This is a genomic window from Pseudomonas sp. BRM28 (genome assembly GCF_002939405.1).
Taxonomy (GTDB): domain Bacteria; phylum Pseudomonadota; class Gammaproteobacteria; order Pseudomonadales; family Pseudomonadaceae; genus Aquipseudomonas; species Aquipseudomonas palmensis.
Map to the genome: position 1 here is coordinate 4,019,350 of NZ_PEFV01000001.1, position 16,358 is coordinate 4,035,707.

Below are 16,358 nucleotides of genomic sequence, written 5' to 3' on the forward strand. Positions count from 1 at the left end.
ATTATCTATCGTTTGAGCATGGCGCGGATATCGGCCAGGGCCGTATTGCCACGCACGGCTTTGACTTCCGTGGGTGTATCGTCCAGGCCTTCCCAGGCCAGGTCGTCATCGGGCAATTCATCGAGGAAGCGGCTTGGCGCGCAATCGATGATCTCGCCGTACTGCTTGCGCTTGGCGGCAAAGGTGAAGGCCAGGGTCTGGCGTGCGCGGGTGATGCCCACGTAGGCCAGGCGCCGCTCCTCCTCGATGGTGTCGGCCTCGATGCTGGAGCGGTGCGGGAGGATTTCCTCTTCCATGCCCATGATAAACACGTAGGGAAACTCCAGGCCCTTGGAGGCATGCAGCGTCATCATCTGCACGCCCTCGGCGCCTTCTTCCTCTTCCTGCTGGCGTTCGAGCATGTCGCGCAACACCAGCTTGCCGATGGCTTCCTCGATGGTCATGCCGCCTTCCTCGTCCTTCTCGAGGGTGTTTTTCAACGCCTCGATCAGGAACCAGACGTTGCCCATGCGAAAGTCCGCGGCCTTGTCACTGGAACTGTTGGTACGGATCCAGTTCTCGTAGTCGATGTCGGTCACCATGCTGCGCAGCGCGGCGATCGGGTCTTCCAGCGCGACCTGCTCGCGTACCTTGTCCATCCAGCGCTTGAAGCGCTGCAGGCGATCGGTGAAGCGGCTGTCCAGGTGCTCGCCCAGGCCCAGCTCCTCGCTGGCGGCATACATCGACACCTTGCGCTCGGTGGCGTAGTTGCCGAGTTTTTCCAGGGTGGTGGAGCCGATTTCGCGGCGCGGCACGTTGATCACGCGCAGGTAGGCGTTGTCGTCGTCCGGGTTCACCAGCAGGCGGAAGTAGGCCATCAGGTCTTTTACTTCCTGGCGGCCGAAGAAACTGTTACCGCCCGACAGGCGGTAGGGGATCTGGTGGTGCTGCAGCTTCAGCTCGATCAGCTTGGCCTGGTAGTTGCCGCGGTAGAGGATGGCGAAGTCGCTGTACGGGCGGTCGGTACGCAGGTGCAGGCTGAGGATCTCCATGGCCACGCGCTCGGCCTCGGCTTCCTCGTTCTTGCAGCGGATCACGCGGATCTCGTCGCCGTGGCCCATCTCGCTCCACAGCTGCTTCTCGAAGGCGTGGGGGTTGTTGGAGATCAGCACGTTGGCGCAGCGCAGGATGCGGCTGGTGGAGCGGTAGTTCTGCTCCAGCATCACCACCTTCAGGGACGGGTAGTCGTCCTTGAGCAGCATCAGGTTTTCAGGGCGCGCGCCGCGCCAGGCATAGATCGACTGGTCGTCGTCACCCACCACGGTGAACTGGTTGCGCGTACCGATCAGCATCTTCACCAGCAGGTACTGGCTGGCGTTGGTGTCCTGGTATTCGTCCACCAACAGGTAGCGCACCTTGTTCTGCCACTTCTGCAGAATGTCGGGGTGGTCCTGGAACAGCTTGACCGGCAGCAGGATCAAGTCGTCGAAGTCCACCGCGTTGAACGCCTTGAGCGTGCGCTGATAGTGCGCATACACGATGGCGGCGGTCTGCTCCTTGGGGTTGCGCGCGTTCTCCAGGGCCTCGGGCGGCAGGATCAGGTCGTTCTTCCAGGCGCCGATCATGTTCTTGATCTCGTCGACGCCATCGTCCCCGGAGTATTCCTTCTGCATGATGTCGGTCATCAGGGCCTTGACGTCGGTTTCGTCGAAAATCGAGAAACCCGGCTTGAAGCCCAGCCGTTCATGCTCCTTGCGAATGATGTTCAGGCCAAGGTTGTGGAAGGTCGATACCGTCAGGCCGCGCCCCTCGCCGCCGCGCAGCAGGGTGCCCACGCGCTCCTTCATCTCGCGCGCCGCCTTGTTGGTGAAGGTCATGGCCACGATGTACTGGGCACGGATGCCGCAGTTCTGGATCAGGTGGGCGATCTTGCGCGTGATCACGCTGGTCTTGCCGGAGCCAGCACCGGCGAGCACCAAAAGAGGGCCGCCGACGTAGCTCACGGCTTCCTGTTGCCGGGGGTTGAGTCGGGACATGACGTTAACCGGGGGTCGCTGAAAAATAGCCGGGCATTTTAGCAGGCGCAGAGCAATTGTGCCGCGACCGTCTGACAGTGTGACGTACCACGCGATCTTAATTTGCCGCTTTTGATACTTTCCCGCAGGATGCGTGGCGAAATACCGCGGGATCAGGACGAAGGAATGTCGTGAGTTAAAGTGAAAACCATTTACATTTGATGGTTCAGGATCGAGCATCCCGCCCACATCGTCATTGACCGCGTTCTCGTGCTAAGGAGCCAGCTTGTCTACGCTTGTCCAACCGTTGCGTCTGCTTCTGCTGGCGGACGGGCCGCACTGGGCCGTTGCCCTTGGTGAATGCCTGCTGCCGCTGGGCGGTGGCGCGGTGCTGGTGACCGCACCCGGCTGGGACGCGGTCGACAGCCTGTTCGCCCGCGACCGCAACGCGCTGGTGCTGGCCACCCCGGGCTTGCAGCCGGCGCCCGGGCGTTGCGACCTGCCCATGGTGCTGCTGCTGGAGCAGGAGCCGAGCGAGGCGCCGCCGGGTGTGAGCGACTGGCTGGTGTTCGAGCAGCTGAGCGGCGACATGCTGCGCCGCTGCCTGCGCCATGTGCGCGAGCGAGGTGTGCTCGAAGCCACCCTGCAGCGCCTGGCCGAGCAGGACCCGCTGACCGGCATTGCCAACCGCCAGGGCTTCCAGACCCTGCTGGCCGCGCGTCTGGCCGAAAACGACGGGCGCGGTGTGGCCCTCGGGCACCTGGACCTGGACAACTTCCGCCACGCCAACGATGCCCTCGGCCACCAGGCCGGTGACCGCCTGATCCTGCAGGTGGTCAGCCGGCTCAAGCGCCAGCTCGAGGCAGGCGATCAGGTGGCGCGCCTGGGCAGCGACGAATTCGCCCTGCTGATCGACACCCGGCGCGAGCCGCAGCGTGCCGAGTGGATGGCCGAGCGCATCACCGAGGCCCTGGCCGAACCCTACTGGATCGACGGCGAAAGCCTGCTGCTGGGGTGCAGCCTGGGCGTGGCGCATGCCCGTGCGCAGGCTGGTGCCGACCCGCTGATGTGGCACGCGCACATCGCCATGCAGCAGGCCAAGAGCACCCAGGGCTGCACCTTTCACATCTTCAACGAGCGCATCAACCGCAACGCACGCAGCCTGGCCGACCTGGAAAGCGAGCTGCGCCGAGGCCTGCGCCGCGACGAACTGGAACTGCACTACCAGCCACGCCTGGACCTGAGCGACGGGCGCATCGTCGGCCTGGAGGCACTGGTGCGCTGGCGCCACAGCGAGCGTGGCCTGCTGCCACCGAGCGAGTTCGTGCCGCTGGCCGAGCAGAGCGGGCTGATCGTGCCGCTGGGCTACTGGGTGATCTCGCGTGCCCTGCGCGACATGCAGGCACTGCGCGAGCAGGGGCTGGCGCCATTGCACATGGCGGTCAACCTGTCATTTCGCCAGTTTCAGGACAGCCAGCTGCTGGCCACGCTGGGGCGGCTGATCGTCGAGCACGGGGTGGATGCGGGCTGGCTGGAGTTCGAGCTGACCGAGACCGCAGTGATGCGGCGCAACGACCTGGTCAAGCAGACGATGGACGCGCTGGGACGCTTGGGGGTGCGGTTTTCGCTGGATGACTTCGGCACCGGCTTTTCGTCGTTCGTGCACCTGAACAGCCTGCCGATCGCCCTGCTCAAGGTCGACCGCAGCTTTGTCGGTGGCATGGAGCAGCGCGAAGAGAACCGCAAGCTGGTGCACGCCATGATCAACCTGGCGCACAACCTGAACCTGGAGGTGGTGGCCGAGGGCGTGGAGACCGAGGAACAGCTGGCGTTGCTGCGCAGCTTTGGCTGCGACCAGGTGCAGGGCTTTCTGATCAGCCGGCCGTTGCCGATCGAGCAACTGGTCGAGTATCTGGTGCAGGGGGCGGGGCAGGGCGCAGTGGCGCTGTAGGCCCCGTCGCCGGCATGCGCGAAACAGGGTAGGAGCCGGCCTTGCCGGCGAACAGGCCCTCAAGGTTGTACAGAAACCTGTGCCATCTGCGAACTGCCCAGCAACCGCCGCATCCGCCACTCGAACGCCACCGTCAACCCGATTGCCGCACACGCCAACCCCAGCGCCAGCCCCCACCACACGCCTACCGCGCCGCCGCCCATGGGAAACGCGAACACCCACGCCGCCGGTGCGCCGATCAGCCAGTACCCGGCCAACCCCACCAGGAACGTGGTCTTGGCGTCCTTGAGCCCGCGAATCGAGCCCATCGCGATGGTCTGAATACCGTCGAACAGCTCGAACCACGCCGCCACCATCAACAGGCTCACCGCCACCCGGATCACATCGGCGAAGGCCGGGTCCTGGCGGTCCAGAAACAGCCCCACCAGCGCCTCGGGCATCAGCCAGAACAGCAGCGAGAAACCGAGCATCATCGCCGCGCCAAAACCGATGCCCACGCGCCCGGCCTGACGCGCCGCCAGCAGGCGGTCGGCGCCGTAATGCAGGCCCACACGCATGGTCACCGCGTATGACAGGCCCGCCGGGATCATGAACGCGGTCGAGACGATCTGCAGGGCGATCTGGTGCGCGCCCAGGTCGGTGGTGCCCATGGTGCCGATGCACAGCGCTGCGAAGGCAAACAGCCCGACCTCCACGGTGTAGGTGCCGCCAATCGGCAGGCCCAGGCGCCATAGCTCGCGCAACGCCGGCAGGTGCGGGCGGCTCAGGCCCTGGCGTATCGGGAAGTCCGCGTAGGCCGGGTGGCGGCGGATGTACAGCGCCAGTGCGATGGCCATGGCATTGGCCACCAGCGCGGTCACCAGGCCGATGCCCATCAGGCCCAGCTTCGGCAGGCCGAACATGCCTTCGATCAAGGCGTAGTTGAGCAGGAAATTGACCACGGTGCCGACCAGGCTGATCACCATCACCGGCGTCGAACGCCCCAGTGCACTGGTGAACCCGCGCAACGCCATGAAGCTCAGGTAGCCGGGCAGGGCCAGCGGCAGCACCAGCAGGAACTGGCTGGCAAAAGCCACGTTGCCAGGTGTCTGGCCCAGCATCAGCAGCACCGGCGACAGGTTCCAAAGCACCAGCGCGGCGACGATGGCCATGCCCCAGGCCAGCCACAGCCCGGCCTGGGTCAGGCGCGTGGCACCGGGGTTGTCGCCCGCACCCTGGCGAATCGCGACCAGGGTACCGACGGCGGCAATCACTCCCAGGCAGAAGATCGACACGAAGGAATAGCTGGCCGCGCCCAGCCCGCCACCAGCCAGGGCCTCGGGGCTGATTTTGGCCATCATCAAGGTGTCGGTGAGCAGCATCAGCATGTGCGCCAACTGCGAGGCGATCAGCGGCCCGGCCAGCCGTAGCAATGCCTTGAGTTCGGTAACGGGCGCAGCCTGCATGATGCAGCTCCTGAAAAGGGAAGGGTGAGCCGTGGATTCTCGGCCTTTGCGGGCCATTGCACAAAAGGATAAAAACGATCATTGGCATGATTAAAACTCATGTGAGTATGATCCGTGCCAACCCGTATTTCATTGCTGGAGCACGCCCGCATGTCACGCCGTTTACCGCCTCTCTACGCCTTGCGGGCGTTCGAGGCCGCTGCCAGGCACAGTTCGTTCACCCGTGCCGCCGATGAGTTATCGATAACCCAGAGCGCGGTCAGCCGGCACATCCGCACGCTGGAGGAGCACTTCGCCTGCCGGCTGTTTCTGCGCAATGGCCGCACCCTGCAGTTGAGCGAGGCGGCGCGCCTGCTGTTGCCCGGTGTGCGCGAGGGTTTCGCCGCACTTGAGCGTGCCTGCAACACCCTGCACAGCGAAGATGGGGTGATCCGCATGAAGGCCCCTTCGACCCTGACCATGCGCTGGCTGCTGGCGCGCCTGAGCCGTTTTCGCCACTTGCAGCCGGGCAACGAGGTGCAGCTCACCAGTGCCTGGATGGACGTCGACCATGTGGATTTCAACCATGAACCCTTCGATTGCGCAGTGCTGTTGGGCGACGGGCATTTTCCGCCGGACTGGGAAGTCAGCCCGCTGTTCCCTGAACTGCTGATACCGGTGGGTGCGCCCGCGCTGCTTGATCAGACGCCCTGGGACGTGGAGCAACTGAAGGCCTGCGAACTGCTGCATCCCACGCCCGACAAGCGCGACTGGCGCAGCTGGCTGGCGCAGATGGGGCTGACCGAACAGGTCTCGCTCAAGGGCGGCCAGGTGTTCGATACCCTCGAGCTGGGCATGATCGCTGCCGCGCGAGGGTATGGTGTGTCGATGGGGGACTTGCTGATGGTGGCCGAGGATGTCGCCCAGCGGCGCCTGAGCCTGCCCTGGCCGACGGCGGTGGCCAGCGGCCTGAATTACTACCTGGTGTGGCCACGCACGCGTCCCGGTGGCGAGCGTCTGCGCCGGCTCAGCGACTTCCTGCAGGGCGAGGCCCGTGCGATGGACCTGCCCAAGGTGCAGATACTGGGGACAAATGAGCCCAACATCGGCGATTGAACGTTTGCGCAGAATATCCCTGTGATGCACTCAAGTAATCGATGACGCCGCCGAATCAGTGGGGTCGAGAGCCGCAACCAGAATGGCTCCACTTCCCCATGCCGACGGTGCAGCGTGATCAGGATGATCCGGCCCCCATTGCCAGGAGCTTCCATGTCCCAACCCCGTGCCCGAATTGCCTCGCAACTCGGTATTGCCCTGGCCGCCGTGCTGGCGGTCGTCATTACCGGCAGTACGCTGTTTGCCCTGCGCTCGCTCGACAGCGCCAACCTGATCACCCGCCAGGAACACCTGGCCAGCGAGGCGCGGCTGCTCGCCGACCAGCTCGACACGTTCCACAGCACCTTGCGCGAGAGTACCCAGCGCCTCAGTGGCCTGTTCGAAAAACGCTTTGCCGGCGGGCTGCGGCTTGCCTCCGACCAGTCACTCAGCGTGGCTGGAGCGGCCACGCCGGCGCTGTACCTGGCGGACCATGCGCTGAACAACGATTTTCGCGAGGTTGACGACTTTCGCCAGATGACGGCGGGTGTTGCCACCGTGTTCGTGCGCAGCGGTGAGGACTTCATTCGTATCAGCACATCGCTGACCAAGCAGGACGGCAGCCGCGCCATCGGCACTCAGCTCGATCACCAGCACCCGGCCTACGCGCGGCTGATGGCCGGGCAGCCCTACGTGGGGCGTGCCGTGCTGTTCGAGCGCTCGTACATGACCCAGTACACACCGGTGCGTGACGTGTCGGGTCGGGTCATCGCGGTCCTGTTCGTCGGCTTCGACTATACCGACGCGCAGAACGCCCAGTTCGACAACCTCCGGCGCTTCCGTATCGGCCAGACGGGGTCGCTGGCGCTGCTGGACGAACAGCAACACTGGTTGGTAGCGCCGGCAGGTGTCAGCGACACGGCACTGGCTGCCCACCAACTGGGCGGGTTTGCCGCGCATGCAGGGGAAGGGCGCTTCTGGAACGATGGGGTCGAAACCCTCTATAGCGTGGCCATGCCCTTTGCCGACGGCCCGTGGACAGTACTGGCAAGCATGCCCAAGGCCGAGATTCGTGCCGTGACCTGGAGCGTGGGCGCAAGGTTGGCCATTGGCAGCTTGCTGGCCATGATGCTGGCGGTGGGCGCCACCCTGTGGCTGCTGCGCCGAAAGCTGCGGCCGCTGGCCGACCTGGTGCGTCAGGCCCAGGCCCTGGGCGCGGGCGACCTGAGTGCCCGCCTGGCGGTGGCCAGCCACGACGAAATCGGCCAACTGGCGCGCAGTTTCAATCAGATGAGCGAAGCGCTGGCGAGCACTGTGCTGCACATTCGTGATGCCTCGCAGCAGGTCAGCCAGCGTGCTCAGGCGCTGGCGGGGCTGTCGTCGGGTGCTTGCGAGGGCATGGAGCAGCAGTCGGGCGAAATCACCAGCATGGCCGGTGCAGTCGAGGAGTTCAGCGCCACCTCCCTGAACATCGCTGACAACATGGGCAGCACCGAACGCATGGCCCAGGACAACGCGCAGCAGACGCGCATTGGCCGTGCATCGATGAACGAAGCGTCCACCTCGTTGCAGCAGATCGCGCAGGCGCTGGGCAGCACCGCGACAGTGATCGATACCCTTGGGGTGCGCTCGAAGGAGATTGGCGGCATTGTCGGCACCATCACCTCGATTGCCGAGCGGACCAACCTGCTGGCGCTGAACGCGGCCATCGAGGCGGCACGGGCGGGCGAGCAGGGGCGCGGGTTCGCCGTGGTGGCGGACGAGGTGCGCAACCTGGCGGCGCGCACCCGCGAAGCCACCGACGAGATCTCCGGCATGATCGCCAGCATTCAGCAGGAGACCGGCAACGCCATCAGCACCATGGAACAGGGCAACCGCTTGATGGAGGACGGCTTGCAACGCAATGCCAAGGTCGCCGAGGCCTTGGCGCGCATCGACGAGCAGAGCCGGGCGGCGGGACAGCAGTTTGCCGCGATCACCACCGCGACTCAGGAGCAGAGCAGCACGGCGACGTTGCTGAGCAGCAACTTGCAGAGTATTGCGCTGGCCAACAGCGAGCAGCGCGAGGTGGCAGCCAACCTGGCGGCTACGGCGCGGGAGCTGGAGGGCTTGGCGGGGCAGCTGCGGGCAGAAGTGGGGCGGTTTGAGGTGGGGCATTGAGGGCCCCTTCGCCGGCAAGGCCGGCTCCTGCAGTGTAGGAGCCGACCTTGCCGGCGAAGCTGTTAAATCAGCCCAGGCAGGTTCAACGCCTGCGCACACGCTGCCAGCGAGCGCCGCTCGCTCTCGGCATACAGCGCCAGCTCATCCTGCACCGACTTGCCCAGAGCCTGCTCGAACGCGTCGCGGTTGGCATTGCTGCCGTACTCGCTCTGCGCGCCTTCGCCCAGGTTGGACTGGAAGATCCCCGCCGCACTCACCGGCAGGAAGTCCTCGTAGACCAGGGCTTCGAAGTGCACATGCCCGGCTTCGATCAACGCGTTCAGCGAGGTCGGCCGCTGCGCCTGGTCGCGGGCACTCAGGCCGGCTTCGGTCGGGAAGTAGCGGAAGTACGCCAGCCCCTGCTCGCGCATCTGCGCCAGGTCGTCCGGGAAGGCTTCGAAACGCTTGCCCAGCAGGCTCATGTAGCGCTCGGCATTGGCCTCGGCCGGCACGCCGCCCAGGTCGGCCCGCGCTGCGTCCAGCAACTGGTCGTACAGCACGCGACCCTTGGGGGTCAGCGCCGCGCCGCGTTGCTCGATCTCGCCGAAGCGTGCGGTATGGCTGCCCCCTTCGCTGCCCTGCTGGTCGGTGAATGCCACGCGCTCCTGCAAGGCCTTGAAGCTGGTCTGACGCAACAGGATCGGGCAACGACGCGGTGGCGGGCCCTCGATCACGGCCTTGGGCGGAATGCCCTTGGCCGGCATGCCGACCTGGATCGCATCGATGTCCAGGGTGCGCGGCGTCAGGTGGTTGATGTGCGGGCCCTTGAAGGCCACCACATCGGCGATCAGGCGGTGCTGGTCGTGCAGTTGCTGGTACTGCTCGGCCGTGACCGTCGCGTCGTGGTGCCAGCGGAAGGTGTGCAGTGCTTCATTGACGAACGCCTCGGCGTCGGCGGCATTCAGGCCTGCGTCGGCTTCGAACTGGGCAATCAGCTGCAAGGCACGCGGGGTGAAGATCTGCCGCTTGGCCAGGATCGATGCGGCCAGCTCGCGCAGGGCCGGGTTGTCGATCAGCTCCAGGCGCAGCAGCGAAGTGAACACGCGGAACGGGCTGATGTGCAGCGACTGCTCGTGTACCGCGCGAAACGCGGTGGAGTGCACCGGTACGCCGGCCGAGCTGAGGTCGTAGTAGCCCACCGGGTACATGCCCATCACCGCGAACAGGCGGCCGATGGTCGCCAGTTCCTGGGCGGTGCCGACGCGGATGGCGCCGTGGCGTTCCTGGTCCAGGCGTTCGATCTCGCCGGTCCAGCGTAGCGCCTCGGCCACCTTGGGCTGCTGGGTCATCACCTGTTGGTTGATCTCGCTCACCAGTTCCAGCAGGGTGCCGTAGAGCGGCACCTCCTGCTTGTACATGAGCGACATGGCCGCGGAAAACTGCGCGCGAATGCTGTCCGGGCTGACGAAATCTTGAGCGGGCATCGAAAGCTTCCTGGTGGTAAAAGTCACCCTTACATGAAAGCGAGGAATGCAGGCCGGGCACAAGCGAAAAAAATTCGAGGGATCATTCCTGTAATTCAGGACCTCGGCGCGGTCGCCTGTTCACGGATCCATTCCACCAGGCTGCGCACCTTGGGTACCTCGGCGGCATGTTCGGCGAACGCCACAAAGTACGCGCCGCTGCTGCGCATCGCGTAGGGCCACGGTATCACCAGCTTGCCCTCGGCCAGTTCCTGCTCCACCAGATAGCGCGGCACCAGCGCTACGCCGCAGCCCGACAACGCGGCGCCCACGCACATATAGAAGGTATCGAAGCGCGGGCCGTGGTAGCTGTTGGCCGAGTGCAGGCCCTGTTCCAGAAACCACTCGTGCCAGGCCTCCGGGCGCGAGGTGCTTTGCAGCAACACGCGCTCGGCCAGCTCGCCGGCCTCGGTCAGGGTATGCCCCTGCAGCAGTTCCGGGGCGCACACCGGCACCACCTCGTCGCCGAACAGCTCGATGCACGTGGCCCCCGGCCAGGTGCCCTGGCCATAGAAGAACACCACGTCGGCGGTGTTCTGCAGCAGTGCGAAAGGCTCCATCTCGTTGCAGATATCCAGGTGTATATTCGGGTAGCGCTTGCCGAAGCCCTTCAGGTGCGGGATCAGCCAGCGCACGCCGAAGCTCGGCTGGGTGGCCACCTTGAGCACTTCGGTCTGCTGACCGTAGGACAGGATGTAGCGGCTGGACATGTCGACCTGGGTGAGGATCTTGTTCACTTCGGCCAGGTACAGCGCGCCCGCCGGGGTCAGCTGCAGGCGTCGGCGGATCCGCAGGAACAGATGATGGCGCAGCATGTCTTCGAGCTGCGCCACCTGCTTGCTCACCGCGCTCTGGGTCAGGTGCAGCTCTTGCGCAGCGCGGGTGAAGCTCAGGTGTCGGGCGGCCGCCTCGAAGCATTGAAGGGCGGCCATCGACGGCACCAGACGTTTGGACATAGCGGTATCACTCACCCGTCGAATCATTACCTGGCGGAATGATGTGCAGAATAAAGGTCGTTTGTAGCGCCAGAGTGATCGGATTAATACTGATCCCATCACCAATTACAACCACTCACCGCCTTGCAGGAGAAGAATAATGGTTGATGGATTGCTCGACCGCCTGGGTGTACCGGCCTCTGCCTACACCCATGGCAACCATCCCGTTCACACCCCGATCGACGGCAGCGCGATTGCCTCGGTGCACCTGGAGTCCAAGGCTCAGGTACTGGGCAAGATCGAACAGGCCGAACAGGCCTTCCTGGCCTGGCGCAACGTGCCGGCGCCGCGTCGCGGTGAGCTGATCCGCCTGTTTGGTGAAGTGCTGCGTGAGCACAAGGCGCAGCTGGGCGAACTGGTATCCATCGAAGCCGGCAAGATCACCCAGGAAGGCCTGGGCGAAGTGCAGGAAATGATCGACATCTGCGACTTCGCCGTCGGCCTGTCGCGCCAGCTGTACGGGCTGACCATCGCCTCCGAGCGCCCGGGCCACCACATGCGTGAAACCTGGCACCCGCTGGGCGTGGTTGGCGTGATCAGCGCCTTCAACTTCCCGGTGGCCGTGTGGGCGTGGAACACCACTCTGGCGCTGGTATGCGGCAACGCCGTGATCTGGAAGCCATCGGAAAAGACCCCGCTGACCGCACTGGCCTGCCAGGCGCTGTTCGAAAAAGCCCTGAAAGCCTTTGGCGAAGCGCCGCAAGGCCTGACGCAGCTGATCATCGGCGACCGCGACGCCGGCCAGGCACTGGTCGACGACCCGCGCGTACCGCTGGTAAGCGCCACCGGCAGCACCCGCATGGGGCGCGAAGTCGGCCCACGCGTGGCGGCACGCTTCGGTCGCAGCATCCTCGAGCTGGGTGGCAACAACGCAATGATCCTGGCCCCGAGCGCCGACCTGGACCTGGCCGTGCGCGGCATTCTGTTCAGCGCCGTGGGTACCGCCGGGCAGCGCTGCACCACCCTGCGTCGCCTGATCGTGCACCGCTCCATCAAGGACGAAGTGGTGGCCCGCGTCAAAGCCGCCTACGCCAAGGTACGTATCGGCGACCCGCGCCAGGACAACCTGGTCGGCCCGCTGATCGACAAGGGTTCGTTCACCGCCATGCAGGACTCCCTGGCCCGTGCCCGTGATGAAGGCGGCAGCGTGTTCGGTGGCGAGCGCCAGTTGCAGCAGCAGTACCCGGATGCCTACTACGTGAGCCCGGCGATCGTCGAGATGCCTGGTCAGAGCGAGGTGGTGCGCCATGAAACCTTCGCGCCGATTCTCTACGTGCTGGCCTATGACGAGTTCGACGAAGCGCTGCGCCTGAACAACGAAGTGCCACAGGGCCTGAGCTCGTGCATCTTCACCACCGACCTGCGTGAGGCCGAGCGCTTCCAGAGCGCGGCGGGCAGCGACTGCGGCATCGCCAACGTCAACATCGGCACCAGCGGTGCCGAGATCGGTGGCGCGTTCGGTGGCGAGAAAGAGACCGGCGGTGGCCGTGAGTCGGGTTCCGATTCGTGGAAGGCCTACATGCGTCGTCAGACCAACACCGTGAACTACTCGCGCGAGCTGCCGCTGGCGCAGGGCATCGTGTTCGACTGATAACCGCGTCGGCCCCTTCGCCGGCAAGGCCGGCTCCTACCGCAACCATGTAGGGGCCGGCCTTGCCGGTGAAGGGTGCTTCCCGTTCCAAGGCCAACCAACGGAGGCGGCCATGACCGACCTGCGTCAAGAATGTCTGTGGGAGTTCGTCACTCCGCCTGCGGCGCCTGCCGCCGCACTGACGGCACAGATCAAGGCCGATGTGTGCGTGATCGGCGGGGGTATCACCGGTCTGTGCACGGCCATCAACCTGCTCGAGCAGGGCAAGTCCGTCGCGCTGCTCGAAGCCCGTGTCATCGGCCATGGTGGCTCGGGGCGCAACGTCGGGCTGGTCAACGCCGGCACCTGGATCCGCCCCGACGATGTCGAGGCCACCCTGGGCCAGCAACAGGGCAGCCGCCTGAACAAGGTACTGGGTGAAGCCCCGGCCGAGGTGTTCGCCATGATCGAACGCCTGGGCATCGACTGCCAGGCACGCAACGAAGGCACCCTGCACATGGCGCACAACGCCAACGGCGTAGCCGACCTGCAATCGCGTCACCAGCAATGGAGCCGACGCGGTGCCGACGTCGAGCTGCTGACCGGTGCGCAGTGCCAGGAATACTGCGGTACCGACAAGATCTCCGCCGCGTTGCTCGACCGCCGCGCCGGCACCATCAACCCCATGGGCTACACCCGTGGCCTGGCCACCGCGGTACGCCGTCTGGGTGGGCAGGTGTTCGAACAGTCCGCTGTCACCGGGCTCACCCGCGAAGGCAGCGCCTGGCTGGTGAAGACTGCCCATGGCGCGGTCAGCGCCGACAAGGTGGTGATCTCCACCGGTGCCTACACCGAGGGCGACTGGACCGCGTTGCAGAAGCAGTACTTTCGCGGCTACTACTACCAGGTGGCTTCCAAGCCCCTGCAGGGCGCTGCGGCCGACAACGTGCTCAAGCACGGCCAGGGCTCGTGGGACACGCGCACGGTGCTCAGCAGCATCCGTCGCGACGACCAGGGCCGCCTGCTGCTGGGCAGCATGGGCCGGGTCGACAACAAGCCGGCGTGGTTCGTGCGCAGCTGGGCCGACCGCATCCAGGGGCACTACTTCCCGCAACTGGGCAAGGTCGACTGGGAAATGCACTGGACCGGCTGTATCGACTTCACCCCGGACCACCTGATGCGCCTGTTCGAACCGGCCCCGGGCATCGTTGCGGTCACCGGTTACAACGGCCGTGGCAACACCACCGGTACTGTGATCGGCAAGGCCTTCGCACAGTACCTGCTGCAGGACGATCCGGATGCACTGCCGATCCCGTTCGCCCCTATGAAACCGGTATCGGCCCCGTTGCTGCGCACCGGCTTCTACGAAACCGGCTTTTCGCTGTACCACGCCGGGCAGTGCCTGCGCGTGCTGCTGTAACCCCCGCTCCAGTGCGCGGCCATCGACAGGGATGCCCTGGTCGATGGCCTTCGGCATTGCCCGCATGCCGTCCACCTGCCCGCATTTTCAACGCCCCGTACCGCTCGCGCCCGGTCGAGAATCATTAACACCCGCGATTTTTTCAATTGGGCTGGATCCAATCGGTAGTGTCGTTTAGCCTTCGCCGCCATCATGAGCGCCTTTGCGCTGAACGCGCTCGCTAAAACGGACTTGAAGGGTGCCACTTGCACAACATTCCCCATATTCGCCTCCACCTGCGTGACCTGGTTCGTACCGAGTCCTTCGCCGAGCTGAACAGCTACTTCGATGCCCTGCAGGCCGAGTGGAGCAGCGCCGAGCCTGGCACCCACCATTATCTGGACACCGCCCGCACCGGCACGCTGTTCGACTTCAGTGTGACCCCGGCGCCGGAGATCGCACGCTTTCTGCAGGCCTGGGTCGCCGCCTGCCCGGATGCCTTCCATCCGCGCCTGTTCCTGGGCAACTACTGCTATGGCCGCGCCGGCAATATTCGCGGCAACGGCTGGGCCAACAGCGTGACCGACGACTGCTGGCTGGGCGCGGCGCTGGCTTGTGAACTGTCGGCGGTGCACCTGCTGGCGGCGCTCGAACGTTCGCCGCAGCCGGTGGCTGCAGGCGTCACCCTGATGGAGCTGTGCGCGCACTTCCACGAGCCGGCGTGGCTGAACGCGCTGTTCGGTGGCGAGCCTGCCAAGGGCATGGCCAGCGACAACCAGGACCCCGAACTGCTGGAGATGGCGGTCGAACACCTGGCCCACTACGGCCTGACGCCCTTGCAACAGGCCCCCACGGCGCTGCCGGCCGGCCTGCCGCAACGCCAGGCGCACGAGATGGACCAGGGTCAGGATTACTGGCTGCACCGCGTGATGGAGTGGCGCCCGGACTGCCTGGAAGCGCTGCTCAACTATGCCAACTACCTGTTGCCACGCTGGGGCGGCAGCTACGAAGACATCGAAGGCTTTGCCAGCGGGCCGCTGTGCGCCGCGCTGAGCGAGGCGCAGCGCAATGCGATCCGCTGGCTGGCGTTCTACGACATCCACGAGGATTACCCCGCCAAGGAGGAATTCAACGCTGCACGCGAGTACCTCGAGCACTTCGAGGCCTGGCTGCAGCGCGACCTGCTGCCAGCCTACCGCGGTTATGCGCTGGGTTACTTCGGCCAGTTCTGCAGCTATTCGCTGGACAACCAGCCACGTGCGATGGCGATGCAGGTCGCGAGCGTGCAGGCCTTCCCCGAAGGCGAATACTTCCGCCATGTCGAGGGGCCGTTCCACAGCTTCGTCTACCTCACCATGGTGGCCAACATGGCCGACGAAACCGGTGCCTTCAAGGTGGCGGTCGAGCGCATGTGCGCGATGAACGAGTTGGGCGTGCCGGTGGCGATCAAGGCTGTCGGTCACCAGTTCGGCCTGTGGGGTTTCGACAAGGACCCGCAGTGTGTGCCGGCCTTGCTGGACCGCGCGCGGGTGCTGGGCGAACACGACCTGGGGGACTCGGGCCTGGACATCGTCAGCCTGCCGTCATTCCTGTGGGACGGTGGGCGCCACGACGAGGGTTACTTCCTGGCGGTGCAATGGGGCGAGCGTGGCCTGCCGGGCGCGGCCTATTTCCTGCACGAGGTACACACCGGTGCCCGTGAAGAGGCCCCGCAACGCTATGTGGACGAGGGCGAAAGCCTGCGCTGGCTGGAGCGCGGTGCCCAGGACGGCTGCCCGCAGAGCATGTTCAACCTGGCCTGGAAAAAGCTTTTCGACGATGAGCTGGACATGCGTGTGCGTGCCAACCTCGACGAGGTGCTGCGCCTGTTCGAAGGCGCCCGCCAATCGTCGCGGGCAGAACAGCGCGCGCGCATCCGCATCGGCATCCTGCTGCGCGACTTCGGCACTGCCGAAGAGCAGGAAACCGGCGTGAAGTACCTGCGTTCGCTGGTCGACTGTGACGATGACTGGGTCTCGGCGCGTACCAGTGCCGAGATCGCACTGGCCTACCTGCGCGGGCAGGGCGTTCAGCAAAGCCGCTTCGCTGCCATCGAGTGGGCGCAGCATGCCGTGACCCAGTTGCCCGACAACGAAGGCATCCAAGAAGTCCAGTACGAGGTGCTCAACTCCCACAGCCTGCTCAAGAGTGTCACCAGCGTGTTCGGTGCGTTCCTGGGGCGTGGCAAGGTCGGCGCCGACGACCTGCCGCCCAAGCCGGCGCAGTAAC

The 16,358-nt window shown here is 65.4% G+C and carries 10 protein-coding genes; 6 read left to right on the forward strand and 4 right to left on the reverse strand.

Going from position 1 to position 16,358, the window contains the following annotated elements; genetic code table 11:
* Positions 1-5: 5 nt before the first annotated feature.
* A complete protein-coding gene (gene rep, locus CR917_RS18925; protein ID WP_043863336.1) occupies positions 6-2,015 on the reverse strand; it encodes a DNA helicase Rep in 2,010 nt (669 codons plus the stop codon).
* A gap of 265 nt (positions 2,016-2,280) precedes the next feature.
* Between rep and CR917_RS18930 the strand changes: the two genes are divergently transcribed.
* A complete protein-coding gene (locus CR917_RS18930) occupies positions 2,281-3,945 on the forward strand; it encodes a bifunctional diguanylate cyclase/phosphodiesterase (RefSeq protein ID WP_104572796.1) in 1,665 nt (554 codons plus the stop codon).
* 59 nt (positions 3,946-4,004) lie between these two features.
* Here CR917_RS18930 and CR917_RS18935 read toward each other — a convergent pair whose 3' ends face one another.
* A complete protein-coding gene (locus tag CR917_RS18935; protein ID WP_058541723.1) occupies positions 4,005-5,390 on the reverse strand; it encodes a NorM family multidrug efflux MATE transporter in 1,386 nt (461 codons plus the stop codon).
* A 150-nt stretch (positions 5,391-5,540) separates the two neighbouring features.
* Here CR917_RS18935 and CR917_RS18940 point away from each other — a divergent pair, with 150 nt between their 5' ends.
* Together CR917_RS18940 and CR917_RS18945 are read left to right on the forward strand one after the other, a co-directional pair.
* Positions 5,541-6,485: a LysR substrate-binding domain-containing protein gene (locus CR917_RS18940; protein ID WP_104572797.1), complete on the forward strand. Its 945-nt coding sequence runs from the start codon at positions 5,541-5,543 to the stop codon at positions 6,483-6,485.
* A 153-nt stretch (positions 6,486-6,638) separates the two neighbouring features.
* The gene (locus CR917_RS18945) at positions 6,639-8,624 is read left to right on the forward strand and encodes a methyl-accepting chemotaxis protein (protein ID WP_104572798.1); all 1,986 of its coding nucleotides are present in this window, start codon (positions 6,639-6,641) and stop codon (positions 8,622-8,624) included.
* A gap of 62 nt (positions 8,625-8,686) precedes the next feature.
* On the opposite strand, the gene CR917_RS18950 is transcribed toward CR917_RS18945, so the two are convergent.
* Positions 8,687-10,087 carry a VOC family protein gene (locus CR917_RS18950; RefSeq protein WP_104572799.1) on the reverse strand — a complete coding sequence of 467 codons (1,401 nt, stop codon included), beginning with the start codon at positions 10,085-10,087 and terminating at the stop codon, positions 8,687-8,689.
* Between the two features lie 95 nt (positions 10,088-10,182).
* Positions 10,183-11,082 (reverse strand): LysR family transcriptional regulator, encoded by a 900-nt coding sequence (locus CR917_RS18955; protein WP_043863342.1) that lies wholly within the window; start codon positions 11,080-11,082, stop codon positions 10,183-10,185.
* A gap of 139 nt (positions 11,083-11,221) precedes the next feature.
* Between CR917_RS18955 and CR917_RS18960 the strand changes: the two genes are divergently transcribed.
* From CR917_RS18960 to CR917_RS18970, 3 genes are all read left to right on the forward strand, one after another.
* Positions 11,222-12,712 carry an aldehyde dehydrogenase family protein gene (locus tag CR917_RS18960; RefSeq protein ID WP_104572800.1) on the forward strand — a complete coding sequence of 497 codons (1,491 nt, stop codon included), beginning with the start codon at positions 11,222-11,224 and terminating at the stop codon, positions 12,710-12,712.
* 112 nt (positions 12,713-12,824) lie between these two features.
* A complete protein-coding gene (locus CR917_RS18965) occupies positions 12,825-14,111 on the forward strand; it encodes an FAD-binding oxidoreductase (protein WP_104572801.1) in 1,287 nt (428 codons plus the stop codon).
* 245 nt (positions 14,112-14,356) lie between these two features.
* On the forward strand, positions 14,357-16,357 hold the full coding sequence (locus tag CR917_RS18970; protein WP_043863345.1) for a DUF4034 domain-containing protein: 2,001 nt from the start codon (positions 14,357-14,359) through the stop codon (positions 16,355-16,357).
* Position 16,358 lies beyond the last annotated feature (1 nt).